This window comes from Clostridium transplantifaecale (assembly GCF_900626075.1).
Lineage (GTDB): Bacteria > Bacillota > Clostridia > Lachnospirales > Lachnospiraceae > Otoolea > Otoolea transplantifaecalis.
Window position 1 is genome coordinate 82,154 of record NZ_UYZY01000001.1, and the last position, 25,253, is coordinate 107,406.

Sequence of the window (25,253 nt, forward strand, 5' to 3'; positions counted from 1 at the left end):
CTGGAAACAGGTATACTATTAGAATATAATAATGATAATAATTACTGATATTTATTGCGCGGGCAGATTTTACAATGAGAAGAGATGAAGGAGGAACTGAAATATGTCATTTAAAACAAGTGAGCAGCACGAAGAATTGAGAATGAGAGTCAGGGAGTTTGCAGAGACCGAGGTAAAGCCATATACCTTTTTACTGGATCAGAATAATGAATTTCCGGCAGAGGCGATCCGCAAGTTTGGGGAAATGGGACTGATGGGGATTCCATATCCGAAGGAATACGGAGGGGCCGGCCTGGATGCACTCAGCTATGCTATTGCAGTGGAAGAATTATCCAGAGTGGACGGAGGAACCGGCGTTATTCTTTCTGCACACGTTTCCCTGGGAAGCTATCCGATCTATGCATACGGCACCGAGGCCCAGAAGCAGAAATATCTTGTTCCCCTGGCAAAGGGTGAGAAGCTGGGAGCATTCGGACTGACGGAACCGAATGCGGGAAGCGATGCAGGCGGAACCGAGACAACGGCGGTTCTGGAAGGTGAATTTTATATTTTAAACGGAGGCAAAATCTTTATTACAAATGCGGACAAAGCCGACACTTATGTTGTTTTTGCCGTTACCACACCGGGCATCGGCACAAAGGGAATCAGCGCTTTTATTGTAGAGAAGGGATGGGAAGGTTTTTCATTCGGAACCCACTATGACAAGATGGGAATCCGTTCATCCGCTACGGCAGAGCTGGTTTTCAAAAATGTGAAGGTGCCAAGGGAAAATCTTCTCGGTAAAGAGGGAGAGGGCTTTAAGATTGCTATGGGCACATTGGACGGGGGACGTATCGGAATCGCCGCCCAGGCGCTTGGAATTGCCCAAGGCGCTTATGAAAATGCTCTTGAATATGCAAAAGAGAGAATCCAGTTTGGCGAGCCGATTGGCAAACAACAGGGAGTGTCCTTTAAAATTGCCGATATGGCTACAAAGCTGCGAGCTTCCCGTCTCTTGGTTTACAGTGCGGCGGAGCTGAAAGAAAAGCATGAGCCGTTTGGTATGGAAGCGGCTATGGCAAAGCAGTACGCATCCGACTCCTGTGTGGAGATAGTGAACGAGGCGCTTCAGGTATTTGGCGGAAGCGGCTACATGAAAGGCATGGCAGTGGAGCGCGCCTACCGCGATGCGAAAATCTGCACCATTTATGAGGGAACAAACGAGATTCAGAGAGTTGTAATCGCCGCTTCTATCCTCGGAAGGATGAAGAAAAAAGAGGCAGCGCCGGGAAAGAATGAGGGGGCAAAAACGGCATCCAGAAAAGGAATGGTGCTGCGGTTCGGTTCCATGAAGGACAGAGTGGAATCCCTGGTTTCCGATTTGAAGAAGGAAGGCATCGACTTTTCACTCCGCGTGGATCCCACGACTCCGATTGCCTCTGCAGAGCGCGTTGTAAGCGCAGGACAGGGGATTGGTTCAATTGAAAACATGGAGTTAATAAAAGCCCTGGCCGAGAAAACCGGCGCCGCAATCGGCTCCTCAAGGCCTGTGGCAGAGATGCACAAATTTGTCGGCATGGACCGTTTCGTCGGAATGTCCGGACAGAAGTTTAAAGGCAAACTCTACATCGCCTGCGGTATATCCGGAGCGGAACAGCATCTGAAGGGAATTGCGGATGCCGGAATCATCGTGGCAATCAACAACGACCCGGATGCGCCGATTTTCCAGAGCGCCGATTACGGTATTGTGGGGAATCTGGAGGAAGTGATTCCAATGCTCCTGGATGAGTTGGGAAAATAATCGAGATGTAAGGACGCCTCTGAAACATGGCGGACGGCAGGTGTTGGCTATGAAAAAGAAAAGTTGGCTGATTATGGCGGCAGTAGCGGCAGTAACCGTTCTTTTGTGCCTGAATACATTTCATTCCCCCTCAGTCACCGGAATTGTTTCTAAGGGAGTGAAGTTTCTGCTTGCATTTAAGGCCATGGAAGCGAACGATCCGTACAGTGCAGTGTATACACTGCGTTCAGGTATCACAGGCAGCACATTTACTGTTAATGCAGATAATTATGAAACTGGTTCCGGTTCATTTGACCGGCTTCACCTGTCGGATGATTATGGAGATATACTAGGCAGCCGCCTTAGGGCGGGAGAGGAGATAGCCCTGCCTTTTGAGGAAGGATTCAGTGTGAAATTCAGCGACTCTGGCTATATCTGGTTTTATGTCTGGCGCTCGGAAGGCGGATTTGAGCTGAAATTCGGTTCCGAGTATGCAGAATGCGGAGAAAGCGCAGAGGGAAAAAAATATCATATTAAACTGGAAAATGATGAAATGATTTTCGAGATTCCGGTGAAAGGGGACCGTTATTCGTCATATCGATTCGGTATAAATCAGAAATCCGACTAAAGGCAGAGGAACAATAACGGCATAAACAGGCAGACAGAAATCTACTTCCGATTATATTACTTCAGAAGGGGATTTCTGTCTGTTATATTGAGTGGCAATGAAAAGTTCGCCAAGCGTGCTTTTCGCTGCTGTGAAATATTCTAATTGTTGTAGTGATAACTGTCCAGGAGCTGATTCTTCATATGCCACAGTTCGTTGGATAAATCCACATGAATTTCATGTGGGTTTACAAGACGCCGGGACTCATCCCAGAGCGTTTCCTGCTCCTGTTTGCAGTAAGTGCGGATATCCATAACCTTCGGAGACTGGTAAATGCACTCGCCGTTCTTAAATACAGGGACAAGCAGTTCACGAAGCGTATAGGAACCGGGGGCCAGATGGGTCTTTTTCCAGGTTTCCACCGGATCGAAGAGCAGCAGCGAATTATTCTCGTCGTAGGCCTCATCTACAAGACAGATCAGGTCGGCAATGATTTTTCCGCTTTCCTTATCATAAACTCTGCGGATCGTCTTATTCCCGGGGTTTGTAACCTTCTCCGTATTTTCAGAAAGTTTGATCTTCGGGATGAATTTTCCGGTTCTCTTATCCTTGATGGCGGCCAGCTTATATACTCCGCCGAAAGAAGGACAGTCCTTGGAGGTGATCAGATTGGTTCCGACACCCCAGGAATTGATGGTTGCTCCCTGAATCTTTAAGCTGTCGATCAGATATTCATCCAGATCATTTGAGGCGGAGATGGTGGCATCCGGGAAACCGGCCTCGTCCAGCATTTTTTTCGCCTTTTTCGACAGGTAGGCAAGATCGCCGCTGTCTAAACGGATTCCGTAGAAGGTCAGCGGAATTCCTGCCTCCTGCATTTCCTTAAACACCTTTATGGCGTTGGGAACACCGGAGTTTAATGTATCATAAGTATCAACAAGGAGAATACATGCGGACGGATAAAGCTTCGCATAGGTGCGGAATGCGGTCAGTTCATCCGGGAAGCTCATAATCCAGCTATGTGCATGAGTGCCTTTGATCGGAACGTCAAAAAGCTGTCCGGCCAGTACGTTGGAAGTACCGATGCATCCTGCAATCATCGCTGCCCTGGCTCCGTATGTTCCGGCATCCGGTCCCTGGGCGCGGCGAAGGCCGAACTCCATGATTCCATCCCCGCGGGCGGCGTAGACGATACGCGATGTCTTGGTGGCAATAAGGCTCTGATGATTGATAATATTTAAAATCGCAGTCTCCACCAGCTGGGCCTCCATGATGGGGGCGATAACTTTTACGATGGGTTCACGCGGAAATATGACCGTACCTTCCGGGATTGCGTAGATATCACCGGAGAATTTGAAGTGGAGCAGGTAATCAAGGAAATCTTCGTCAAAAAGTCCCACGCTCCTCAAATAGTCCACATCTTCAGGCTCAAAATGAAGATTTTTTACGTATTCAATTACCTGTTCCAGTCCGGCGCAGATGGAAAACGCGTTGCCGTCCGGATTGCTTCTGTAAAAAGCGTCAAAGATGACGGTTTCATTGGCATCCTTTTCCTTGAAATATCCCTGCATCATCGTTAACTCGTACAGGTCTGTCAGTAATGTCAGGTTCCTTTGGTACATAGTCTTCTCCTTAGTTTATCTTGTTTGATAATAGTGAGAAAAACCTCACTAAGTGCTCATAGTATACCACAAATTTGGGAAAAAACAAAAGAATGACAAAAAAATGTCAAATCAATTCAATTTGGGGTTACTGTCCAAACGGGCGGCATTCTCCTTCTGATGAACAGAAAGTCTCTATGAATTCAGAAAGCGCCAGAGGCCGGCTGTAGTAATATCCCTGGAAGATGGTGCAGCCCAGCTTCAGCAGCACATCCCGGTGTTCTTTAGTCTCCACATATTCTGCAACGACACGGCAATTCAGTTTTTTGGACATCTGGATCAGACCGGATATAATTTCCTGGGAGCGTTCATTGGACAGAAGCTGAGATACAAGCTGACCATCCAGCTTGACCTCGTTGAAGATATCCGATTGAAGCTGAAGAATGGAGTTGTGCCCCATTCCGAAGTCATCCAGGCTGAAGCCGATTCCATTGTTCTGAAGAGGTTCTATCTGTTTTCTGAGATAGTCCGATATTTCTAATGCCGCGCGTTCGGTGATCTCTAATACAAGATGGACGTTCGTCAGGTTATAACTCTGTATCGTGAGAAGCACATCATTAAAAAAGCGGTCGCCCTGGATCTGTTTTGGTGAGATATTGAAGGAAAGAAAGATATCATCTTTTATCTTCTCTTCCAGGAGGCCGGCGTCCTGACATGCCCTGTTCAGGAGATACCAGGTCAATTCATCCAGGGAGCCGCTCTCATATGCCAGACTGATAATAAGCGGAGGAGAGATGTATCCCGCCACAGGGTGGTTCCAGCGGAGAAGAGCCTCCAGGCCGTGGAGCTTTTCCCGGTCTGAAACCTGGGCCTGGTAAAACAGCTGTATCTGTCCGCGTTTGATTGCATTCTGCAGATCCATGGACAGGGTTTTTGCATAATGGTAACAGGTGTAGCTGTGATGGAGGTAGCGGGGGATTATGCCCGTTTTCTCACCTACGGCCATATCCTGTTCCATTCGGTGTATGGCTTGTTTGAATTTTTCTGTTTCATTTTGTTCACTCCGCTTGATGAACGGGATGTAAATCAGGGTACCAATCATAATGTTTACAAGCTGTAACAGGCTGCCGGCCACGGAACCGGTGGCCTTATAGCCGCTAAAAAAAATCGGGACGGTCCATTCCACGGAATGGGTCACAATGGGTACCAGTCCGATGCCGGTGGCCAGGGCGCTTAAAAGCGTCAGGACAACCGGAGTGAGGACGAAGGGAATGAGCATTGTAAAGTTAAATATAATCGGAAAGCCGAATACGGCAATTTCACTGATGTTAAATAACGCGGAAGGAAAGGCCACGAGAGACATCTTCCGGTTATGGCTTTTCTTAGAGGCAACGCACAGAGCCAGTACAAAACTCAGGGCAGTTCCGCATCCGCCCAAAAAGACAAAAGTATCTAAAAATGTCTTGGAATAAATTTCAGTGGGGATTTTTCCTGCCAAAAGCAGGGCGCTGTTAATTTCAACATTCTGTTCAAACAGCCTTTTTGACACGGCATCGAGCGTGTTTGTACCGTGAATTCCCATGAACCAGAGCAGGTGCGTGATTACAACATAAAGCAGGATACCGAATATATTACCGCTGAGGCCTCCGAACATTTTGAGGAACAGAAAGGAACCAAAATTGGTGATATTGTTTCCGCCCCAGGCTATACGCAGAAGATATCCCGTTACAGCAAAGACAGAGATAATGACGGATACGGGAAACAGGCTCTGGATAGAGAGATTAAACAGATATTCCGCTCCAATGGTATGGAGCTTTTCAAAACGGCTGCAGAATATGAAAATACGCCGAAAGAGGGAGCACGAGAGCAGAGTGATGCTCATAGCTGTGAAGACCCATTCGGCATTGAAGATGTATTCGTTCTGGCTGTCGATTCCTCCGCAAAAGGCAAGAAAAGAGCAGACGGAAACAAGGGGATAGATTAGAAAACGTTCGGGCTCAGCCAGCATTCCGTAAGAAAGGCTGATCGTGATGGAGAGAACCAGGGCAAGAGAATCCAGGCTGATATTATATATGGTATCCAGAAGCGTGGAGAGCATGCCGTCCTTCCAGGAAACAAGGAAATTCTGATAGCTTTCATTAGGGAAGTTCCTGAACAGCAGGGCAAAAGAACCCAAAATGAGTACGGGTATCGCGATAGTAAGACCCTGCCTCACAGCCTGGGCCCAAATTGAGTTTTGAAATTTTGCGATAGATTCACGGCGATTCATAAGGATTCCCTTTCAGTGGTGGCGTTTCTCGTAAAAGTATACCACATTGCGATGGAAAAAACAAACAATACGGCCCGGCATTTCAACGGAATTTGATGTCATGAAATCCGGACGCCGGTCTTGACAAGTGGATGGAAAGTGTTTACAATTAAACGGATAGATATAAATTTGAAATGATTAAAACTAAAATGCAGAAAGACTTTGATAGAGACAGTAGTTCCGTTATGAAAACCAAAGCGAGGCCGGGGCGGTGGGAGCCGGCTGTGAGTAGGACGGCAATGAAGATCACTCTGGAGTTTCAGGCTGAACCTGGCGTCCGGCGGCGTCATGAGTAGGTTTTGACGGGATCCCCCGTTACAGGGAGCGCATATGAACGTATGCAGTAATAGGTGGTATAACAAGTAGGCCCTTGTCCTGTTACAGGATAGAGGCCTGTTTTTTTATTTTTACGGAGAAACCTGCGAACAGGTTTCTGATTATATTTTCAGATTAGGAGGAATGAAACATGTACGACAAAGTCTCTACAAACTTAAACTTTGTTGAAAGAGAGAAAAATATCGAAAAGTTCTGGGCTGACAATAAGATCTTTGAGAAGAGCATCGACAGCCGAAAAGACGGAGAAACCTATACGTTTTACGACGGACCGCCAACGGCCAATGGAAAGCCGCATATCGGCCATGTCCTTACCCGCGTTATCAAGGATATGATTCCGAGGTACCGCACCATGAAGGGATACATGGTTCCGAGAAAAGCAGGCTGGGATACCCACGGTCTTCCGGTGGAGCTGGAGGTTGAGAAGAGCCTTGGCCTGGACGGCAAGGAGCAGATTGAACAGTACGGTCTTGAGCCGTTCATCGAGCACTGTAAAGAGAGTGTCTGGAAATATAAGGGAATGTGGGAAGATTTTTCCTCCACGGTCGGCTTCTGGGCCGATATGGATGACCCTTATGTAACCTATCACAACGAATATATCGAATCCGAGTGGTGGGCCTTAAAGAAGATCTGGGACAAGGGCCTTTTATACAAAGGGTTCAAGATTGTGCCTTACTGCCCGCGCTGCGGAACCCCGCTTTCCAGCCATGAGGTGGCACAGGGATATAAAGATGTAAAAGAGCGTTCCGCCATCGCAAGATTCAAAGTAAAAGGCGAAGACGCCTATATTCTGGCATGGACCACAACACCGTGGACGCTGCCCTCCAACGTGGCTCTCTGCGTGAACCCGGTGGAATCCTATGTAAAAGTAGAGATGAAAGAGGACGGCACTGTATATTACCTGGCCGAGGCTCTCTGCGATACGGTTCTGGGAGAAGGCACCTATGAGGTGAAAGAAAAATATACGGGAAAAGATCTGGAATACAAGGAGTATGAGCCGTTATTCGACTTTGCCGTAGAACTTGCTAAAAAACAGAACAAAAAGGCATACTATGTGACATGCGATACCTACGTTACACTGACGGACGGTACCGGCGTCGTACACATTGCGCCTGCCTTCGGTGAGGATGACTCCAAGGTCGGCAGAAATTATGACCTGCCGTTCGTTCAGCTCGTCAATGCCAAGGGTGAGATGACGGAAGAGACACTCTGGCCGGGAACGTTCTGCAAGAAAGCGGATCCGATGGTTCTTACGAACCTGAAAGAGAGAGGCCTCCTGTTCTCAGCTCCTGTATTTGAGCACAGCTATCCGCACTGCTGGAGATGCGACACCCCGCTCATCTATTATGCAAGAGAGTCCTGGTTCATCAAGATGACAGAGGTGAAAGAGGATCTGATCCGCAACAACAATACAATCAACTGGATTCCGGAGAGCATCGGCAAGGGCCGTTTCGGTGACTGGCTGGAGAATGTCCAGGACTGGGGCATCAGCCGTAACCGTTACTGGGGAACGCCTTTAAATATCTGGGAATGCGAATGCGGCTGCCAGCACTCCATCGGCAGTATTGAAGAATTAAAGAGCATGTCGGAGAACTGCCCTGAGAATATCGAACTTCACCGCCCATATATCGACGAGGTGACAATCACCTGTCCGAAGTGCGGAAAGCAGATGCGCCGTGTGCCGGAAGTAATCGACTGCTGGTTCGACTCAGGCGCCATGCCGTTTGCACAGCATCACTATCCGTTTGAGAACAAAGAGAAATTTGAGCAGCAGTTCCCGGCCGATTTTATCTCCGAGGCCGTGGATCAGACGAGAGGCTGGTTCTATTCCCTGCTTGCAATTTCCACGCTGATCTTCAATCAGGCCCCGTACAAGAATGTCATCGTTATGGGCCATGTCCAGGATGAGAACGGACAGAAGATGAGTAAGTCCAAAGGCAACGCGGTCGATCCGTTCGACGCACTGGAGACATACGGAGCGGATGCCATCCGCTGGTATTTCTATGTCAACAGCGCTCCATGGCTGCCGAACCGTTTCCATGGCAAAGCCGTTATGGAAGGCCAGAGAAAATTCATGGGAACTCTGTGGAATACCTATGCATTTTTCGTTCTTTACGCAAATATAGATAATTTTGATGCGACACAGCATCAGCTGGAATATGATAAACTTCCGGTAATGGATAAATGGCTGCTGTCCAAACTTAACACGCTTGTGGGTAAGGTGGACGACGACCTGGCTAACTACAGAATCCCAGAGGCTGCCAGAGCTCTCCAGGATTTCGTGGACGATATGAGCAACTGGTATGTCAGAAGAAGCCGTGAGCGTTTCTGGGCAAAGGGAATGGAGCAGGACAAAGTAAGCGCCTATATGACCCTTTACACAGCGCTTGTCACCGTGTGCAAGGCCGCCGCTCCGATGGTGCCTTTCATGGCGGAGGATATTTACCAGAACCTTGTAAGAAAGATTGATAAAGAAGCGCCCGAGAGCATCCATCTCTGTGATTTCCCCGAGGTTGACGAAAGATGCATCGACAAGGAGCTGGAGTCCAGAATGGACGAGGTACTAAAGATTGTAGTATTCGGCCGCGCTGCCAGAAATACGGCCAACATCAAGAACCGTCAGCCAATCGGCAGGATGTTTGTGAAAGCGGATACGGCTCTCCCTGAATTTTATCAGGAGATCATCGAAGATGAGCTGAATGTAAAAGAAGTGAAATTTACGTCCGATGTGCGTGATTTCACATCCTACAGCTTTAAACCGCAGCTTAAGACGGTTGGGCCAAAATACGGAAAACAGCTTGGAAACATCAGGAAAGCGCTGGCTGAAATCGACGGAAATACGGCAATGGATACGCTGAATGAGACGGGAAGCCTGAAATTTGACTTTGACGGCACAGAGGTTATCCTGACGGCAGACGACCTCTTAATCGATACAGCCCAGGTAGAGGGCTATATCTCCGAAGGAGACAATTCCGTGACGGTTGTGCTGGATACGAATCTGACACCGGAACTGGTTGAAGAGGGATTTGTCCGCGAAATCATCAGCAAAGTCCAGACCATGCGTAAGGAAGCCGGTTTTGAGGTAATGAACCATATCAACGTGTTCCAGGATGAGAATGATACGATTGCGGCCATCCTCAAAAAGTATACGGAAGAAATCAAGAGTGAGGTTCTGGCAGACAACATTATGCTGGGACAGACCGGAGGATATGCAAAAGAATGGAATATCAACGGTGAGAAGGTCATGTTGGGTGTAGAGAAGACCACCGACTGATTCAGGAGGATAACGAATGCAGACTTTTAATAAGGAAGCTATAAAGAGAAGTATTATTGACAATGTGAAAAACCAGTTCAGAAAGACCATCGACGAGGCGACGCCGCAGCAGGTATACCAGGCCGTGGCGTATGCGGTAAAAGATGTGATTATCGATGAATGGATCGCCACCCAGAAAACATTTGACGAGACAAAAGCGAAAAAAGTGTACTATCTTTCCATGGAATTTCTGATGGGCCGCGCCTTGGGTAATAATATCATCAACCTGGGAGCACAGAAGGAAATCAGGGAAGCCCTGGAAGAACTGGGCTTTGATTTAAACGCCATCGAAGACCAGGAGCCGGATCCGGCTCTTGGCAACGGCGGCCTCGGCCGTCTCGCCGCCTGCTTCCTGGATTCCCTTGCCACACTGGGATATCCGGCATACGGCTGCGGCATCCGTTACCATTACGGCATGTTCAAACAGAAAATTGAGAACGGCTATCAGATTGAGGTGCCGGACGAGTGGCTGAAGAACGGTTATCCGTTTGAAATCCGCCGTGCAGAATATGCGACCGAGGTTAAATTTGGCGGCTACGTGAAGACGGTCTGGAACGGACAGCGCAACGTGTTTGTCCAGGAAGGATACCAGTCCGTACAGGCAATCCCTTACGATATGCCGATCGTCGGCTACGGCAATAACGTGGTCAATACGCTGCGTATCTGGGATGCCCAGCCAATCAACACCTTCAGCCTTGCCGCATTCGACAAGGGAGATTACCAGAAGGCGGTAGAGCAGGAGAACCTGGCTAAGAACCTGGTAGAAGTGCTTTACCCCAACGACAACCACTATGCGGGCAAGGAACTGCGTCTGAAACAGCAGTATTTCTTCATTTCCGCCAGCCTTCAGGTTGCGATTAAGAAATTTAAAGAGCATAACGACGACATCCATAAACTTCCGGAAAAAGTTGTATTCCAGATGAATGATACGCATCCGACCGTTTCGGTTGCGGAGCTGATGAGGCTGCTTCTGGATGAAGAGCATCTGGAGTGGGAGGATGCCTGGGCAATTACGACAAAATGCTGTGCCTACACCAATCACACCATCATGGCAGAGGCTCTGGAAAAATGGCCGATTGAGCTGTTCTCCAGACTGCTTCCGCGTATATACCAGATTGTAGAGGAGATTAATCGCCGCTTCCTGATCGAGGTGGGCGAGAAATACCCGAACAATTACGAAAAAGTGAAGAAAATGGCTATTATTTTTGACGGACAGGTAAAAATGGCCCATCTGGCTATCGTGGCCGGTTTCTCCGTCAACGGTGTTGCCAGACTCCACACGGAGATTTTAAAGAAACAGGAGCTGAAAGATTTCTATGAGATGATGCCTGAGAAATTCAGCAACAAGACGAACGGCATCACCCAGAGGCGTTTCCTGCTCCACGGCAATCCGCTGCTGGCCCAGTGGGTGACAGACAAGATTGGCGACGAGTGGATTACGGACCTTCCCCACATCAGCAAACTGGCTATTTATGCGGATGACGAGAAGTGCCGCCAGGAATTCATGAATATCAAGTACCAGAATAAGCTGCGCCTGGCAAAATACATTAAAGAACACAACGGAATCGACGTGGATCCGCGCTCCATTTTCGACGTGCAGGTAAAACGTCTCCATGAGTACAAACGCCAGCTGCTAAACATCCTCCACGTTATGTATCTCTATAACCAGCTGAAGGATAACCCCAATATCGATATGGTTCCCAGAACCTTCATTTTCGGGGCGAAAGCGGCGGCAGGCTATCAGATTGCAAAGAAGACAATCAAACTGATCAATTCCGTAGCCGATGTGATTAACAACGACAAATCGATCGGCGGAAAGATTAAGGTTGTATTTATCGAGGACTATAAAGTGTCCAATGCCGAGATGATTTTTGCCGCATCCGATGTCAGCGAGCAGATATCCACGGCCAGCAAAGAGGCGTCCGGCACCGGCAATATGAAATTCATGCTGAACGGAGCCCTTACCCTGGGAACCATGGACGGAGCCAACGTTGAGATCGTGGAGGAAGTAGGAGAGGAGAATGCATTTATTTTCGGCCTCACCTCCGATGAAGTCATTAATTACGAGAATAACGGCGGCTACAATCCGGTTGAGATTTTCAACACTGACCAGGAGATCCGCCGCGTGCTGATGCAGCTCATTAACGGTTACTACGCACCGCAGGATCCGGAGCTGTTCCGCGATATTTACAATTCTCTTTTAAATACGAAAAACAGTTCAAAAGCTGACACCTATTTTATCCTCAAGGATTTCCATGCATATGCCGAAGCACAGAGAAAAGTGGAAGAGGCATACCGCGATGAGAAGAGATGGGCGAAGGCCGCTATGATGAATGTGGCATGTTCCGGCAAGTTCTCCTCCGACCGGACGATCGAGGAGTACGTAAGGGATATCTGGCACCTGAAAAAAGTAAAGGTAGAGATGGACTAAATGAGAACCAGTTTTCTTTCAAAAAACCATTCCAGGAGCAGGAGATTATCCGTTTCCCTGCCGGTCGTTCTGGCTCTGGCCCTGTTTATCATTTCGGTGGTTAGTTTTATCACCTTTTCCGCCAGTAGCAGCGCCCAGGCGGAGAGGATTCTTAAAAAACTGTACACATCGGAAAAGGTGGAGGAGCTTGAGGAGGCAACCAGCGTCGGCCTGCCCCGGATGTACGAGGAGCATTTTGCCGGTGATTTAACCGACAATGGAAGAGAATCACTTCTCCCTATCGGAATCCCCTACACGCTGTATTTGCAGCAGCTTGGGGCTCCGGTGGAGCGCGTCTATGCGCAGCCGCCGGAACTTGTGAAGGAAGAGGATAACGGAAAAACCGTCAGCTACCGGTATACGGTCGAGACTGAGTTTTATCTGGAGAGAAGACTTGAACCGGTTGCGCCGGTGGTCAGGAAAACATTTATCGGCACGATTACGCTCCGGAAAACAGGATTTTTAAAATGGAAAATGGATGCTGTTACTGCCGGGTAAGAATCGGGGCGGGAGCAGTGTCCGGGTAATTGAATAGAAGTGGTTGGAATAAGAATCCGGCCCGTTACATAAAATGATAATGCGATATCTATTATTTTATGGAACGGAGCCGGTTTTTTATATGAGAAAAGCAGCAGCAATCTGCCTGATGGCAATTTTGATACCATACATAGCGACACTTGCCTGGACAGGCCGTGTGGAGGGAAATACGGAGAAAGGGAACTTATCTGGCAGGGTGGTCCTGCTGGACCGTGACGGTTCCATGTCGCCGGTGGATATGGAGGAATACCTGATTGGGATTACGGCGATTCAGATTCCGGCGGAGTACGGCGAGGAGGCAATTAAAGCCCAGGCCATTATCGCCAGGACCTATCTCTGCCGGCAGATGCAGGGAAAAGACAGGATCGAGGAGTCGGCCCTGGATCTCGATTACCTGGAGCAGAGCCAGATGGAGGAGATGTGGGGAAAAGCCGATTACCTGACAAATTACAAAAAAATCAGGGATGCCGTCCAGGCAACGGCCGGGCAGGTCATCGAATATAACGGAGATTACATAGAACCTTTATTTCACCGTTTAAGCGCCGGAAAGACGAGAACCGGGGACGAACTTCACCCTTATCTCGTTTCAGTGGACGCCGGCGAGGATGTGGAGGGAGAAAACTATCTGGGAGTATATACGTTTACCAGACAGGAGATGGCCGATAAGCTGAATTCCATGTCCGATTCGCCGGAAGTCAGGCCGGAGGATGTGCTTGAGAGCATCCAGGTCATTAAAAAGGATGAGGCCGGGTACGTGGAATCGATCCAGGCCGGGTCAAAAAGCTACAGCGGCGAGGAGATCCAGTATGCTCTGGGACTTCCGTCACCGGCCTATACATTCGAGGCTGCGGAGGAAAACGTACGGTGTACCGTGAAGGGGCTGGGCCACGGATACGGCTTTGATCAGTACGGCGCCTCGCTGAAAGCGGCGCAGGGGTGGACGGCAGAAAAAATTCTGGAATTTTATTATAAAAATATTGTTGTAGTTTTTGAATAAAAAGCTTCGGTCAGGTAAGAATATAACCGAGGTGATAAACGTGAAAAATAAGATGAATCAGTTGTTCAAGGACAAATTGTTCCTTGTCATGATGGTGTTAGGCCTGCTGACTATAGTAGCTGCGGCAGGAGCGGTAAAGATTAGAAAGGGAGATAACATTAACGAGCAGAATCCGTACCTGGAAGCGCCACAGACCCAGGGTATCCTTGCGGAGAACATACCGCAGAACAAAACCGGAAACGGTGGTAAGACGGAAAATGCAGAGACGAGAGCACAGGCGGCGGGAAGTTCAGACGCTTCCTATTCTTCCGATGATAAATCAGACTCCGCAGACAAAGGAGAAAACACTGCCAAAGCGGCAGGAGCAGCAGATGGCGCAGTAGGAGCGGTTACGCTCAATTACAGCGGAAAACGCGACCTTCAGTGGCCGGTCAGAGGAAATGTAGTGCTGGATTACAGCATGGATACAACCATCTATTTCCCGACCCTTGACCAGTACAAATGCAACCCGGCCCTGATTATTCAGGGAGATGTAAGTGATCCGGTCAGCGCACCGGCGGATGCAAGAGTCCTGGAAGCCGGCTCTAATGAGGAGATTGGCAATTACGTGGTTCTTGACCTGGGTAATGAGTATACAGCCGTATGCGGCCAGCTTAAGGACGTACAGGTAGCGGAGAATGAATATGTGACAAAAGGAACTCTGCTCGGATACGTGTCTGAACCCACAAAGTATTATTCAATTGAAGGAAACAACGTATATTTTGCGCTGCTGCACGACGGACAGTCTGTCGATGCCCTTGACTATCTGGAATAACCGGAAAACAGAAAGAACTGAGAAAACTGAATAGTGAAAAAAACATAAAAGTACCGCGGCAGTTTACGGAAGGAAAAGTTCCTTGCGTAAAGTGTGGCGGCACTTTTATTTGTGAACGGGAACGACCTGATTTATAGCGAAACTATTTCCTTTTCAGGTTTACTTCCTGCTATGACTGGATGTATAATGGAAAAAGCAGGTAATATCCATGAAAAGTGGACGAACAGGCAGCAGATATTTGTGATTTAGTAAAAAGGAGAACTGCTATGAATCAGGAATTGCTGAAAAAGAATTTTGAAAACCACGGTTTTAAAACGGCTTTTTTTGCGACGGGCAAAGAGGCGGCTGACTATCTTATGGGCCGGATACAGGGGCACAAGGTCTCTGTCGGAGGCAGCATGACGGTCAAGGAGATGGGACTTTTTGAACTTCTCCGGGAGAAGAATGAGATGGTATGGCATTGGGATGTTCCGGGCAGGGATACTCTGATGAATGCCAGGACGGCGGATGTTTATATTACAAGCGCCAACGGAGTTTCGGAGACAGGAGAACTGGTTAATATAGACGGTACGGGGAACCGCGTATCCCAGACACTGTATGGACCGGAAAAGACATATTTCATTGTTGGAAATAACAAAATCAGGGCGGATCTGGCCGGAGCGATGGACCGGGCAAAGAATGTGGCGGCCCCTAAGAATGCTAAACGCCTGAATTCCGCCACACCATGTGCGGTGAAAGGCGATCGCTGTTATAACTGCAGCAGTCCGGGGCGAATCTGCCGTTCAACGGTGATTATGGAACGGCCGTCCAATGGGATGGAAGTTGAGATTGTATTTGTGGACGAGCCGTTAGGATATTAACGGCGGATTATGCGTTCAGACCGCATAAATATGCATATTTCTTAAAATTTAATAATTCTAATGGAAATATCATGATTTGTTCACAAAGTTTTCAAAGGGGAGCGTTATAATATCAGCATGCTAAGACAGCATAGAAACACACAAGGAGAAGGCAGATGAATATTTTATTTTTTTTAACACCTAAAAGCGAAGTTGCGTATATAAATGATGACGATACGTTAAGACAGGCACTGGAAAAGATGGAATACCACAAATATGCGGCTGTTCCTATCATTAACCGCCAGGGGAGGTACATAGGTACGCTGACGGAAGGAGACTTGCTTTGGGGCATAAAAAATAAGTATGATCTATCGCTTAGAGATGCGGAGCGGATCCGCATTACGGAGATTCCAAGAAGATCGGATAATAAGCCGGTATTGGCGGACTCGGATATGGAAGATTTGATTGACAAAGCCCTGAACCAGAACTTTGTTCCGGTACTCGATGATCAGAAGAACTTTATCGGAATCATTACGAGAAAAGACATTATCAAGTATCTGTGCAAGGAGAAGGAGAGGGAACTGAGGACAGGAAAAGAAGTGAAATAAAAAGATTTATGAAGATGCGAAAGAGATGCCGGACGGTGCTTTCGCATCTTTTTTTATGTCACATTGTCATTTACAACATAGAATAGAGTATAAGTGCTCAGGAAAGGTTTAATGAATATGAATTGTTTTAATCCTCAGTGTTCAGACGGAATGGATTTCAGAAGACAGGATTCCAGGTCTGATATGTCAAACTGGTATGCTGATCAGGGTTATCCACCCTGCGGAATGCCGCCAAGAATGATACAGCCCCCAAGAGAATCAGGTTCCCGCCCATCGGGGCGCGCTCCGTGGATGCCCGCAGAATCAGGCTCAATGTCCTCCGAAAACAGGAATATGTCCGAAAGAACGGGCGGAGTGAGAGCGGGTATGAGATCCACTCCAATGCCTGCAAATATGGGAACAGTCCCGACCGATATGGGAACCGCACCGATGCAGTCCAACATGGGGGCAGTTCCGCCGAATATGGGAACAATGCCATCGAATATGGGAACAATGCCATCGAATATGGGAACAATGCCATCGAACATGGGAACAATGCCATCGAACATGGGAACAATGCCTGCAAACATGGTGACAATGCCTGAGAACATGGAAACGATGCCAGCAAACATGGGTACAATGCCAGACAACATGGGAACTGTTCCGGAGAACACAATCACGATGCCGGCAATGACCGGCAATATGCCTGCAGGAAGCGAAATGATACCGGAACCTCAGCAGAATACGATGTTCTGTGAAGATTTGGACCGTTTTCCGCTCGGTATGGGTTATGTCCCCATGCAGAGATGGTCACAGCCGTCCCCGATCGATGAAGGATTTTCAAGAGGAACAATTTTTGCCGAGCTGGATCTGCCGTTTGTAATGGGGAGGTGCATGTAAAATGAATGAAACTGCCAGAATGTTACTTCAGAGAATCGACGAAGCCAGTTTTGCCGTGGACGATATCGTCCTGTACCTGGATACGCATCCCGATGATTTGAATGCCCTGAATTATTACCATTATGTAGCCCAGATGAGAAAAGAAGCAATGGATGCCTATCAGGCTCAGTTTGGTCCGCTTCAGACGGATGGGGTAGAGAGTGATTCATCATGGACGTGGCTGACAGACAGATGGCCATGGGAAGGAGAGATGTAAGGTATGTGGAAATATGAAAAACGTTTACAGTATCCGGTAAAAATTACACAGTCAAATCCCCAGATGGCGCAGTTCATTATGAGTCAGTACGGCGGCCCCGACGGAGAAATAGGAGCTTCCATGCGCTATCTTTCCCAGCGATATTCCATGCCGTATAAAGTGGGCAAGGGACTTTTGACAGACATCGGAACAGAAGAGCTGGCACATATGGAAATAGTGGCGGCAATCATTCATCAGCTGACACGGAACCTGACTCCGGAACAGATCAAGGAATCAGGATTTGGTCCTTACTATATCGACCATACAACCGGCATCTGGCCGCAGGCCGCAGGCGGAATCCCGTTTAATGCATGCGAGTTCCAGTCCAAGGGAGATCCGATTACCGACCTCTTTGAAGACATGGCGGCAGAGCAGAAGGCAAGATCCACCTATGACAACATTCTCCGCGTCGTAAAAGATCCGGACGTATGTGATCCAATCCGTTATCTGAGAGAGCGTGAGATTGTTCATTTCCAGCGTTTCGGCGAGGGACTCAGAGATCTTCAGGAGCATCTGGACAGTAAGAATTTCTATGCTTTTAATCCGTCATTCGACAAAGTACGCAGCGAATAAAAAAAGTAAAAAATTTCCGTTTGACCTCCGCACATAATTTTTTAATATTTGCAGATAATAATAAAAAATCAAAGGAGGCATACTCATTATGGTAACAAACGGAAAAAATATTTGTATCGAATGTTCTATTAACAACTGTGCATATCATGCAAAAGACGAGAACTACTGCACATTAGAGAAAATCAAAGTTGGCACGCACGAGGCTAATCCAACCAAGAAAGAATGTACAGACTGCGAGTCTTTTGTTAACAGAGCATAAACTGCGTCAGATTGTTCTTCCTTTACAAAAAACTGTCCGGAATCCTTGCGATTACGGGCAGTTTTTTTGTGTTGAGTGGCAATGAAAAGTTCGTGAAACGTGCTTTTTGCTGTTGTGGAAATAGAATCTAAGGGTTAAATATGATCATATGCAAAATTGCGGTCTCATTTCCGATATTTTTATAGGAATGCATGTTGTCGGCTTTAAAACGGATGCTTTCGCCCTTTCCAATGACAAATTGCCGGCCGTCGGTATCAATCTCTATGTGCCCGGTAAAGACTGTGATAAATTCGATGGCTCCTTTAAGATGCGGTTCCGACTTCCAATAGCTGCCTTCTTTCAATTCCAGATAGTAGACCGCAAATTTGCGGTTGTCGTCATCCGGGAATATAGAATAGTTTTTGACATTTCCCTGATCCTCCAGAAGCGGCTGCAGTTCCGACGTTTTTACAATTTCATACGGACTTTCGGGTCGGACGGTCAAAGCGTCAAAAGGAACACCCATGCCATTGGAAATTTTCCAAAGCGTTGATATAGTCGGGTTCCCTTCCCCGCGTTCAATCTGTGCAAGCATACTCTTGCTGACGCCGCTCAGTCTGGAAAGCTCGTCCATGCTTAATTTGTTCTTTTCACGAAGCCCCTTTATGTTCTTCGCAACAATTTGATTCATAGAGTCCAAAAAAGATCACTCCCCCCTATTGACAATATAATGAACAAGATGTATTGTTATATTGTACATATGCAATATATTGCTCGTTTCATACTATTATAAAGTTTTGTGTTCGATTTGTAAAGAGGGAAGGAGAATTACAATGAAAAAAATGGTTGAAAACTTTTTTAAATGGTGGCTTTCGATTCATCCGGGTAAGGTATTGATTTCGGAGAGATGGTTGAACCTGGGGAAGAGCGGGGGAGAACGGAATTGATATGAATAGAGAGCATTTTTCTTCCCGGTTGGGATTTATAATGATTACCGCAGCCTGTTCGATCGGTTTAGGTAATATTTGGCGTTTTCCTTATATTACCGGGAAATATGGCGGTGCGTCCTTTGTTCTGCTTTACATGGTTTTTCTGGTAATCCTCGGGCTTCCCATCGTAGTGATGGAATTTGCCGTTGGGCGGGCCAGCCAGAGAAGCACGGCCCTGTCCTTCAATCTGCTGGAGCCGAAGGGGACGAAGTGGCATTATTTTAAATATGCCACCATTATCGGAAATTATTTATTAATGATGTTTTACACTGTCATCAGCGGCTGGCTGTTCTACTATTTTCTTGAAATGGTGAAAGGCCGGTTCCAGGGACTTACCGCTGCCGGAGTAAATCAGGTTTTTTCCGGTTTGCTGGCGCAGCCCGGTACCATGTTTTTATGCACGGCTCTGATGCTCAGCTTTTCTTTCGCCGTCTGCACTGCAGGTCTGCAGGCAGGTGCGGAGCGAATAACAAAAGTCATGATGTTTCTGTTGTTCAGCCTCCTGCTTGTGCTGGCAGTGCGTTCCGTAACGCTGCCGGGAGCGGAAGAGGGGCTGCGGTACTATTTGATTCCCGACTTTAGAGCTATGCAGGAGATTGGGCTGTCCCAGTGCATCTTTGCCGCAATGGGGCAGGCGTTCTTTACATTGAGCATCGGTATTGGCACTCTGTCTGTTTTCGGCAGCCGGATTGACAAAAGCCATTCCCTGACCAGCGATGCGCTTTATATGGGAATTTTGGACACCGTAGTGGCCCTGCTTGCCGGCCTTATTATTTTCCCGGCCTGCTTCAGCTTTGGCGTACAGCCGGACAGCGGATCGAATTTACTTTTTATCACGATGCCGAATATTTTTAACATAATGGGCGGAGGACGGTTTTGGGGAGCCCTGTTCTTTCTGTTTATGGTTTTCGCTGCGGTTTCTACGGTGATTGCGGTGATAGAAAACATTATTACTTATGTAATGGATGCAACAGGATGGAGCCGGAAAAAGTCGTCGGTATTTAACTTTTTGCTGCTTTTACTGCTTTCACTGCCATGTATTCTCGGTTATAACGTATGGAACGGCTTTCACCCCTTTGGAGGCGAAACTTCAATTCTTGATTTAGAGGACTTCATACTGAGCAATAACCTGCTTCCTCTTGGGAGTTTGGTATTCCTTTTGTTTTGTACTCGCCGCAGCGGGTGGGGATGGGACGGTTTCTATAAAGAAACATCGATTGGAAAAGGCCTGTCATACCCCGGTTTTGCCAGGAAATACATAAGTTATTTTCTGCCGCTGATCGTTCTTCTTATTTTCATTAGCGGCTATTCTTCTTTTTTTAAATAAGATTTTTAATGGAAGTTGGGAGGTTTTTAAAATGTTTCACTTAACAGATTTTTTAATATACTGTTTTATAACCGCATATACGCCGGGAGCCAATAATCTGATGTCGATGAGTAATGCGATCCGGTTCGGCTTTCGCCGCAGTGTACGCTTTAATATAGGAATTTTAGCCGGATTTGGAATTGTGATGTCGGTTTGCACTCTGTTCAGCGCCACTCTGTACTCGTTTCTTCCCAAAATAGAAATGGTGATGAAGATTCTGGGCGCTGTCTATATGCTGTTTCTGGCCTGGAAGGTTTGGAAAAGCGCTGTCGAGGCAGGTGAGAAGGATGGGAAAGAGGTTGGATTTTTATCTGGCATGGTTCTGCAATTCGTCAATCCGAAAATATATATTTATGCCATCACCGCAATGACGCTCTATATTCTGCCTGTCTATCATTCCGTCGCGGCTATGACGGGATTTACCGTCCTTTTGGCTGTGATTGGCGCGTCGGGCTCTTTCATATGGGCAATGTTTGGCTCGGCTTTTTGCAAATTCTTTGCTAAACATACGAAGGCGGTAAATCTTGTTATGGCATTGCTGCTTGTCTATTGTGCTGCTGCATTATTTTTATAACAACCGCCGTTTTCAACAGAACAAGGAATCCCGTTTGCGGGATTCTTGCGATGCCGCACGGTTGCTTCAGCAACTATTTACCTCTGCGCGGCATGTGCATCCTCGCGGAGCGTTTTTGATTCATAGGACGTAATTTCCTATGAATTAAAAAAAGCTGCTGCAGTAACTGCAACAGCTTTAGTGACCTGTCCGGGAATCGAACCCGGGTTTACGCCGTGAGAGGGCGTCGTCTTAACCGCTTGACCAACAGGCCTAATCTTTGAAATCGAGGCGACGTGATTCGAACACGCGACCTCTGCGTCCCGAACGCAGCGCTCTACCAAACTGAGCCACGCCTCGATGTCGTTTAATGGCGAGCGAGTTATATCATACCACCATTTTGCAGAAAAAGCAAGAAAAAAAGCAAAAAAAATAAATATTTTTTTTCGGGCCGTCCATACTAATAATGAGGTGAATAAGATGGATGAGAAAATGAGCTGGAAACAAAGTGAAGAATTACAGGAAAAAAAGAACCTGGAGAAGTTCAACAGCATTACCCAGAAGGTAAAACCGGAGAACCAGAATCAGACCCACAACGTGCGAAAAGAAGCTGTGGATACGAAAATGAGACAGGTGTAAAAAAACTCCGGGCAGGAACGCGCAGCGGCATACGGGAATGATGCCGCTGATGCGGCCATATTCTGTAAATAACAAAGAGAAAAGGATATGGTTGCATGAGCCATAAACTTTTTAACAAATATCTTATCCTGTTCGACACGGGAGGCCTTTTGTATGTGATTCTGGAGCTGCTGTGGAGAGGCTGGTCGCACTGGAGCATGTTTATTCTGGGCGGAATCTGCTTTATTGCACTGGGGCTGATAAACGAAGTTTTTCCCTGGGATATGCCTCTGTGGAAGCAAATGCTGACAGGGGCGTGCCTTGTGACGGCTCTCGAATTTATAACAGGATGTATTGTAAATCTGTGGCTTGGGTGGGACGTGTGGGATTACAGCAATCTGCCCGGCAATATACTGGGGCAGATTTGCCCGCAGTTTTTTGTCGTGTGGATTTTCGTGAGCCTGGGAGGGATTGTACTCGATGACTGGCTCAGATACAGGTGGTTCGGAGAGACATTTCCCCATTACAGGCTGTGGTAGTGAATGAAATCTTCGACAGGCGGGAACAGGACGGCCGGTTTGTCAAAATAGATGAGACAAAAGCCCCTAATGTCACTGTAACTGCACAACACCTTCTTCCATCAGGAAGCGGGAGAGGAGACCGTGAGTCCGGTTCCGTCGCTTGTGATGGTGATGGTGCCGGATTCATCCGTGCGCAGAACTGTAATATCACGTTCTTCAAGGCGTTCCAGTACGGCTTTGCCCGGATGACCATAGGAATTATCGAGGCCGCAGCTGATGACCGCAATGGATGGGTTCACCCTGTCTAAGAGTTCATCACCGGTGGAAGTGGGAGAGCCGTGGTGGCCGACGCAGAGTACATCTGCCGAAAGATCGGGCCAGAATTCCGTCATTTCTTTTTCGCTTTCTTTCTCCGCGTCTCCCGTGATGAGGAATGAGGTATCTCCATATACGAGACGGATTGCAATGGAATAATTATTTACATCGTCATACCGGTCCGAGAGCGGGGCCAGAATTTCAAAATATCCGCTTCCCAGGGGGTAACGTTCACCCGGCACCGGATGTTGAATTTCCTTTCCAAGCTCCTTTACCGTGTTTAGAAAGGAACCGTATATTTTTGTCTCGGTTTCGTAATCAGGTCCCAGAATCAGGGCTGTATTAAAAACATGGAGAGCGCCCACAAGTCCGTTTAAGTGATCGGCGTCATAATGGGATGCAACCAGATAATCGAGGTCTGTGACGCCCTTGTCCTTCAGGTAGGCGACCACAAAGGAGGAGGCGGTCCTGTCTCCGCCGTCATACAGCATAAAATGCCCGTCCGCATTGATCAGAACGGACAATCCCTGTCCGACGTCCAGAAAATTCATTTCCAGACTGCTTCCATCCGGAAGCTCAAGGTTATTGCCGCCGGAAGAGTTGCCGCCGGCCGATGAACCGTCTGTCCGATTCGGGCTGAATCCCGATCCGGTATTATCACCCGGAAGAGAACCGGGGGCCGCGTCGGAAACAGCCTCTGAGACGGCGGTATAGGCGCTCCGGAAATCAGAATCCTGGCTGAGAACTCCGGTGATCCTGCCGGAAATGGAATCCGGCAGCAGGCCGAAGATACAGAGCAGCGCAATCAGGATAAATGCCGCTTTTTTGATGTTTTTTTGGTCATTACGTTTCTTTTTTGTCATTTGTGTCCTCCTTCTATGTCATCGAAATAATAAGCCGTATTATAGCGTGTTTACAGATAACTGTAAACCTTCCTGTACTTCCAGGTCAGCGCCGCTGCCAGCAGGCAGGCGAGAGCCTCGGCGGCCGGGGTGGCGTACCAGACGCCGGTGATGCCAAAGAGAGAGGAAAACAGCAGGATAGCCGATACCAGCAGCACAAGCGTCCGCATAAAAGAGAGGACGGCCGACAGGGTGCCGTTGCCGAAGGCGGTAAAGAGCGCCGATATAAAAATACTGAACCCTTTAAACAGGTAACTCATGGCAAAAATGCGCAGTCCCGTCCGCGCCAGTTCATATACCATGCTTCCGGCCGGTGAGAAAACAGCGGCGAGCTGATCCGCAAAGAAAACCGTTCCTGCCGTCATGATAACGCCGACGCCGGTACAAAAATAAAAACTCAGCCGGAACAGTTTTTTAAGTCTGCCGTGATCCCCCTTGCCGTAATTATAGCTGAAGAGCGGCGCCACGCCGATGGAATAGCCGAGGTTTATGGCAATGAGTACAAAGTCAAGGTACAAAAGGATGGATATGGCCGCAACGCCGTCCGGTCCCACCAGACGCATCATAATGATGTTGAATAACAGGGTCGTTACGCTGGAAGACAGATTGCTGACCATCTCGGAGGATCCGTTTGTCATTGCCCGGATCAGGTTTGGAATAGAAACCTTCGGCTTTACAAAATGCAGGGGCGCCTCTTTATGGCGGGCAAAATAATACAGCCCGAATACGGCGGCGATAAAGTAACCGATTCCCGTTGCGATGGCAGCGCCGGCCACTCCCATATGGCAGACTGCAATAAAAAAGTAATCCAGAAACACATTAGCCAGTCCGCTGGCCAGTGTTACAAGAAGGCCGATACCCGGCTTCCCGTTTGCAACGAAAAGGCTCTGAAACTGCACCTGTAGCAGGCTGAAGGGCAGAAACAGGATAATAGGAAGCGCGTAGTCGCGGCAATAATCAAAAACGGCTTCATTGGCGCCCAGCAGATGGATAATCTGCCCGAGGAAGAGATAGGAGAGCACGGAAAAAGCAATACCAAGCCCGATTGTAAACAGGATAATAAAGGTCACAATCTGGTTTGCCTCCTGCTGCCGCCCTTCCCCCAGCTTCCTTGAAACAATGGCCGTGGTTCCGGTTCCGAACATCGTACCCAGGCCGACAACTACGCTGATCAGCGGGTAAATAATATTGACGGCGGAGAATGCGTTGGTGTTTACAAGACGCGATACGAAAATTCCGTCAACAATCGTGTAGAGTGACATTACAACCATCATAAAGATAGACGGCAGGGTGAATTTAAGGATTGATTTCAGGGTGATGTCCCTGTTCAGTTCATTGTTCATCGGTTAATTTCCTCCAGTTATATCCGGAAATGGTCTCAAGGATATCCCCAAACAGATCCAGTTGTTCTTCCGTATATTTGTTTCTTAGCTCGGCTTCCGCTTTCTGGAAGATCCGGTCATAATTCTTCATAAGTTCCCCCGTTTCAGGGCTGAGCTTTAAGTAGTACACACGTTTATCGAACGTACTCTGCTCCTTTTTAACGATATTCTGCCTCACCAGCTCATTAATCTTAATGGTAACGGCCGACTTTGTTATATGCAGCATCTCGGCCAGCCTGCTGACCGTGCAGTTCTCCGTCTGTTCAATCACATTGATATAGAGAAGGCTGTTGTAGGAAAGGCCGTTAAAATAATCGCTTCCGTTCATCAGCTGCAGCTCATACAGAGCCATATGATAATAAAAGCTGTTCATTTTTTCCGTAATTCCCATTTTTCACACTCCTTTAGTTTGATGAATTTAATTAAATTTGCTTAA

The 25,253-nt window shown here is 47.7% G+C and carries 22 protein-coding genes, 2 tRNA genes and 1 pseudogene; 17 read left to right on the forward strand and 8 right to left on the reverse strand.

Annotated features, from left to right (window positions below):
* Window positions 1-103: 103 nt before the first annotated feature.
* Together EJL91_RS00355 and EJL91_RS00360 are read left to right on the forward strand one after the other, a co-directional pair.
* A pseudogene (locus EJL91_RS00355) lies at window positions 104-1,765 on the forward strand (acyl-CoA dehydrogenase family protein); the annotation flags it as partial.
* 64 nt (window positions 1,766-1,829) lie between these two features.
* Window positions 1,830-2,387, forward strand: coding sequence for a hypothetical protein (locus EJL91_RS00360; RefSeq protein WP_125139992.1), 558 nt, complete (start codon window positions 1,830-1,832; stop codon window positions 2,385-2,387).
* A 140-nt stretch (window positions 2,388-2,527) separates the two neighbouring features.
* Here the strand turns inward: EJL91_RS00360 and EJL91_RS00365 are convergent, their stop codons facing one another.
* Both EJL91_RS00365 and EJL91_RS00370 read right to left on the reverse strand, forming a co-directional pair.
* A complete protein-coding gene (locus EJL91_RS00365; RefSeq protein WP_125139993.1) occupies window positions 2,528-3,988 on the reverse strand; it encodes a nicotinate phosphoribosyltransferase in 1,461 nt (486 codons plus the stop codon).
* A gap of 127 nt (window positions 3,989-4,115) precedes the next feature.
* Window positions 4,116-6,236: a PTS sugar transporter subunit IIC/EAL domain-containing protein gene (locus tag EJL91_RS00370; protein WP_164516717.1), complete on the reverse strand. Its 2,121-nt coding sequence runs from the start codon at window positions 6,234-6,236 to the stop codon at window positions 4,116-4,118.
* Window positions 6,237-6,741: 505 nt separating this feature from the next.
* Here EJL91_RS00370 and ileS point away from each other — a divergent pair.
* The 11 genes from ileS to EJL91_RS00425 all read left to right on the forward strand — a co-directional run bounded on the left by ileS (window position 6,742) and on the right by EJL91_RS00425 (window position 18,192).
* Entirely contained in the window at window positions 6,742-9,882 is a 3,141-nt protein-coding gene (gene ileS / locus EJL91_RS00375) for an isoleucine--tRNA ligase (protein WP_125139994.1), read from the forward strand.
* Between the two features lie 16 nt (window positions 9,883-9,898).
* Window positions 9,899-12,352 carry a glycogen/starch/alpha-glucan phosphorylase gene (locus tag EJL91_RS00380; RefSeq protein WP_125139995.1) on the forward strand — a complete coding sequence of 818 codons (2,454 nt, stop codon included), beginning with the start codon at window positions 9,899-9,901 and terminating at the stop codon, window positions 12,350-12,352.
* Window positions 12,353-12,889 (forward strand): hypothetical protein, encoded by a 537-nt coding sequence (locus EJL91_RS00385; RefSeq protein WP_125139996.1) that lies wholly within the window; start codon window positions 12,353-12,355, stop codon window positions 12,887-12,889.
* Between the two features lie 121 nt (window positions 12,890-13,010).
* The gene (locus EJL91_RS00390; protein ID WP_125139997.1) at window positions 13,011-13,925 is read left to right on the forward strand and encodes a SpoIID/LytB domain-containing protein; all 915 of its coding nucleotides are present in this window, start codon (window positions 13,011-13,013) and stop codon (window positions 13,923-13,925) included.
* A gap of 40 nt (window positions 13,926-13,965) precedes the next feature.
* Window positions 13,966-14,739 carry a M23 family metallopeptidase gene (locus EJL91_RS00395; protein WP_125139998.1) on the forward strand — a complete coding sequence of 258 codons (774 nt, stop codon included), beginning with the start codon at window positions 13,966-13,968 and terminating at the stop codon, window positions 14,737-14,739.
* 266 nt (window positions 14,740-15,005) lie between these two features.
* Window positions 15,006-15,599: a lactate utilization protein gene (locus tag EJL91_RS00400; protein WP_125139999.1), complete on the forward strand. Its 594-nt coding sequence runs from the start codon at window positions 15,006-15,008 to the stop codon at window positions 15,597-15,599.
* A gap of 155 nt (window positions 15,600-15,754) precedes the next feature.
* Window positions 15,755-16,186: a CBS domain-containing protein gene (locus tag EJL91_RS00405; RefSeq protein WP_125140000.1), complete on the forward strand. Its 432-nt coding sequence runs from the start codon at window positions 15,755-15,757 to the stop codon at window positions 16,184-16,186.
* A gap of 381 nt (window positions 16,187-16,567) precedes the next feature.
* Complete coding sequence (locus EJL91_RS00410) at window positions 16,568-17,065, forward strand: spore coat associated protein CotJA (RefSeq protein WP_243125193.1); 498 nt, start codon at window positions 16,568-16,570, stop codon at window positions 17,063-17,065.
* 1 nt (window position 17,066) lies between these two features.
* Entirely contained in the window at window positions 17,067-17,321 is a 255-nt protein-coding gene (locus EJL91_RS00415; RefSeq protein WP_125140001.1) for a spore coat protein CotJB, read from the forward strand.
* A gap of 3 nt (window positions 17,322-17,324) precedes the next feature.
* Entirely contained in the window at window positions 17,325-17,933 is a 609-nt protein-coding gene (locus EJL91_RS00420) for a manganese catalase family protein (protein ID WP_125140002.1), read from the forward strand.
* An 88-nt stretch (window positions 17,934-18,021) separates the two neighbouring features.
* Window positions 18,022-18,192: a DUF1540 domain-containing protein gene (locus tag EJL91_RS00425; protein WP_125140003.1), complete on the forward strand. Its 171-nt coding sequence runs from the start codon at window positions 18,022-18,024 to the stop codon at window positions 18,190-18,192.
* A gap of 127 nt (window positions 18,193-18,319) precedes the next feature.
* On the opposite strand, the gene EJL91_RS00430 is transcribed toward EJL91_RS00425, so the two are convergent.
* Window positions 18,320-18,862, reverse strand: coding sequence for a helix-turn-helix domain-containing protein (locus tag EJL91_RS00430; RefSeq protein ID WP_423243424.1), 543 nt, complete (start codon window positions 18,860-18,862; stop codon window positions 18,320-18,322).
* Window positions 18,863-19,119: 257 nt separating this feature from the next.
* On the opposite strand from EJL91_RS00430, the gene EJL91_RS00435 reads away from it, so the two are divergent.
* Window positions 19,120-20,487, forward strand: a complete 1,368-nt coding sequence (locus EJL91_RS00435) for a sodium-dependent transporter (protein ID WP_125140005.1) — start codon at window positions 19,120-19,122, stop codon at window positions 20,485-20,487.
* A 31-nt stretch (window positions 20,488-20,518) separates the two neighbouring features.
* Complete coding sequence (locus tag EJL91_RS00440) at window positions 20,519-21,100, forward strand: LysE family transporter (RefSeq protein WP_125140006.1); 582 nt, start codon at window positions 20,519-20,521, stop codon at window positions 21,098-21,100.
* A 181-nt stretch (window positions 21,101-21,281) separates the two neighbouring features.
* On the opposite strand, the gene EJL91_RS00445 is transcribed toward EJL91_RS00440, so the two are convergent.
* Both EJL91_RS00445 and EJL91_RS00450 read right to left on the reverse strand, forming a co-directional pair.
* A tRNA-Glu gene (locus EJL91_RS00445) sits at window positions 21,282-21,353 on the reverse strand.
* A gap of 12 nt (window positions 21,354-21,365) precedes the next feature.
* A tRNA-Pro gene (locus tag EJL91_RS00450) sits at window positions 21,366-21,439 on the reverse strand.
* A 120-nt stretch (window positions 21,440-21,559) separates the two neighbouring features.
* Here EJL91_RS00450 and EJL91_RS24440 point away from each other — a divergent pair.
* Window positions 21,560-21,718, forward strand: coding sequence for a hypothetical protein (locus tag EJL91_RS24440; protein ID WP_164516714.1), 159 nt, complete (start codon window positions 21,560-21,562; stop codon window positions 21,716-21,718).
* A gap of 95 nt (window positions 21,719-21,813) precedes the next feature.
* Window positions 21,814-22,236 carry a putative ABC transporter permease gene (locus EJL91_RS00455; protein ID WP_125140007.1) on the forward strand — a complete coding sequence of 141 codons (423 nt, stop codon included), beginning with the start codon at window positions 21,814-21,816 and terminating at the stop codon, window positions 22,234-22,236.
* 101 nt (window positions 22,237-22,337) lie between these two features.
* On the opposite strand, the gene EJL91_RS00460 is transcribed toward EJL91_RS00455, so the two are convergent.
* From EJL91_RS00460 to EJL91_RS00470, 3 genes are read right to left on the reverse strand one after another with little or no spacing between them, the layout of a single operon-like run.
* Window positions 22,338-23,396, reverse strand: coding sequence for a ComEC/Rec2 family competence protein (locus EJL91_RS00460; RefSeq protein ID WP_125140008.1), 1,059 nt, complete (start codon window positions 23,394-23,396; stop codon window positions 22,338-22,340).
* 50 nt (window positions 23,397-23,446) lie between these two features.
* Window positions 23,447-24,778 (reverse strand): MATE family efflux transporter, encoded by a 1,332-nt coding sequence (locus EJL91_RS00465; RefSeq protein ID WP_125140009.1) that lies wholly within the window; start codon window positions 24,776-24,778, stop codon window positions 23,447-23,449.
* Window positions 24,768-25,208, reverse strand: a complete 441-nt coding sequence (locus tag EJL91_RS00470) for a MarR family winged helix-turn-helix transcriptional regulator (RefSeq protein WP_125140010.1) — start codon at window positions 25,206-25,208, stop codon at window positions 24,768-24,770. The genes EJL91_RS00465 and EJL91_RS00470 overlap by 11 nt, the downstream gene beginning before the upstream one ends.
* Window positions 25,209-25,253: the final 45 nt, after the last annotated feature.

Bases quoted from the DNA above. Each gene is read 5' to 3' on its own strand.
- EJL91_RS00360 (WP_125139992.1), top strand. From the start codon at position 1,830: ATGAAAAAGAAAAGTTGGCTGATTATGGCGGCAGTAGCGGCAGTAACC.
- EJL91_RS00365 (WP_125139993.1), bottom strand. From the start codon at position 3,988: ATGTACCAAAGGAACCTGACATTACTGACAGACCTGTACGAGTTAACG.
- EJL91_RS00370 (WP_164516717.1), bottom strand. From the start codon at position 6,236: ATGAATCGCCGTGAATCTATCGCAAAATTTCAAAACTCAATTTGGGCC.
- ileS (WP_125139994.1), top strand. From the start codon at position 6,742: ATGTACGACAAAGTCTCTACAAACTTAAACTTTGTTGAAAGAGAGAAA.
- EJL91_RS00380 (WP_125139995.1), top strand. From the start codon at position 9,899: ATGCAGACTTTTAATAAGGAAGCTATAAAGAGAAGTATTATTGACAAT.
- EJL91_RS00385 (WP_125139996.1), top strand. From the start codon at position 12,353: ATGAGAACCAGTTTTCTTTCAAAAAACCATTCCAGGAGCAGGAGATTA.
- EJL91_RS00390 (WP_125139997.1), top strand. From the start codon at position 13,011: ATGAGAAAAGCAGCAGCAATCTGCCTGATGGCAATTTTGATACCATAC.
- EJL91_RS00400 (WP_125139999.1), top strand. From the start codon at position 15,006: ATGAATCAGGAATTGCTGAAAAAGAATTTTGAAAACCACGGTTTTAAA.
- EJL91_RS00405 (WP_125140000.1), top strand. From the start codon at position 15,755: ATGAATATTTTATTTTTTTTAACACCTAAAAGCGAAGTTGCGTATATA.
- EJL91_RS00410 (WP_243125193.1), top strand. From the start codon at position 16,568: ATGCCTGCAAATATGGGAACAGTCCCGACCGATATGGGAACCGCACCG.
- EJL91_RS00415 (WP_125140001.1), top strand. From the start codon at position 17,067: ATGAATGAAACTGCCAGAATGTTACTTCAGAGAATCGACGAAGCCAGT.
- EJL91_RS00420 (WP_125140002.1), top strand. From the start codon at position 17,325: ATGTGGAAATATGAAAAACGTTTACAGTATCCGGTAAAAATTACACAG.
- EJL91_RS00425 (WP_125140003.1), top strand. From the start codon at position 18,022: ATGGTAACAAACGGAAAAAATATTTGTATCGAATGTTCTATTAACAAC.
- EJL91_RS00430 (WP_423243424.1), bottom strand. From the start codon at position 18,862: ATGAATCAAATTGTTGCGAAGAACATAAAGGGGCTTCGTGAAAAGAAC.
- EJL91_RS00435 (WP_125140005.1), top strand. From the start codon at position 19,120: ATGAATAGAGAGCATTTTTCTTCCCGGTTGGGATTTATAATGATTACC.
- EJL91_RS00440 (WP_125140006.1), top strand. From the start codon at position 20,519: ATGTTTCACTTAACAGATTTTTTAATATACTGTTTTATAACCGCATAT.
- EJL91_RS24440 (WP_164516714.1), top strand. From the start codon at position 21,560: ATGGATGAGAAAATGAGCTGGAAACAAAGTGAAGAATTACAGGAAAAA.
- EJL91_RS00455 (WP_125140007.1), top strand. From the start codon at position 21,814: ATGAGCCATAAACTTTTTAACAAATATCTTATCCTGTTCGACACGGGA.
- EJL91_RS00460 (WP_125140008.1), bottom strand. From the start codon at position 23,396: ATGACAAAAAAGAAACGTAATGACCAAAAAAACATCAAAAAAGCGGCA.
- EJL91_RS00465 (WP_125140009.1), bottom strand. From the start codon at position 24,778: ATGAACAATGAACTGAACAGGGACATCACCCTGAAATCAATCCTTAAA.
- EJL91_RS00470 (WP_125140010.1), bottom strand. From the start codon at position 25,208: ATGGGAATTACGGAAAAAATGAACAGCTTTTATTATCATATGGCTCTG.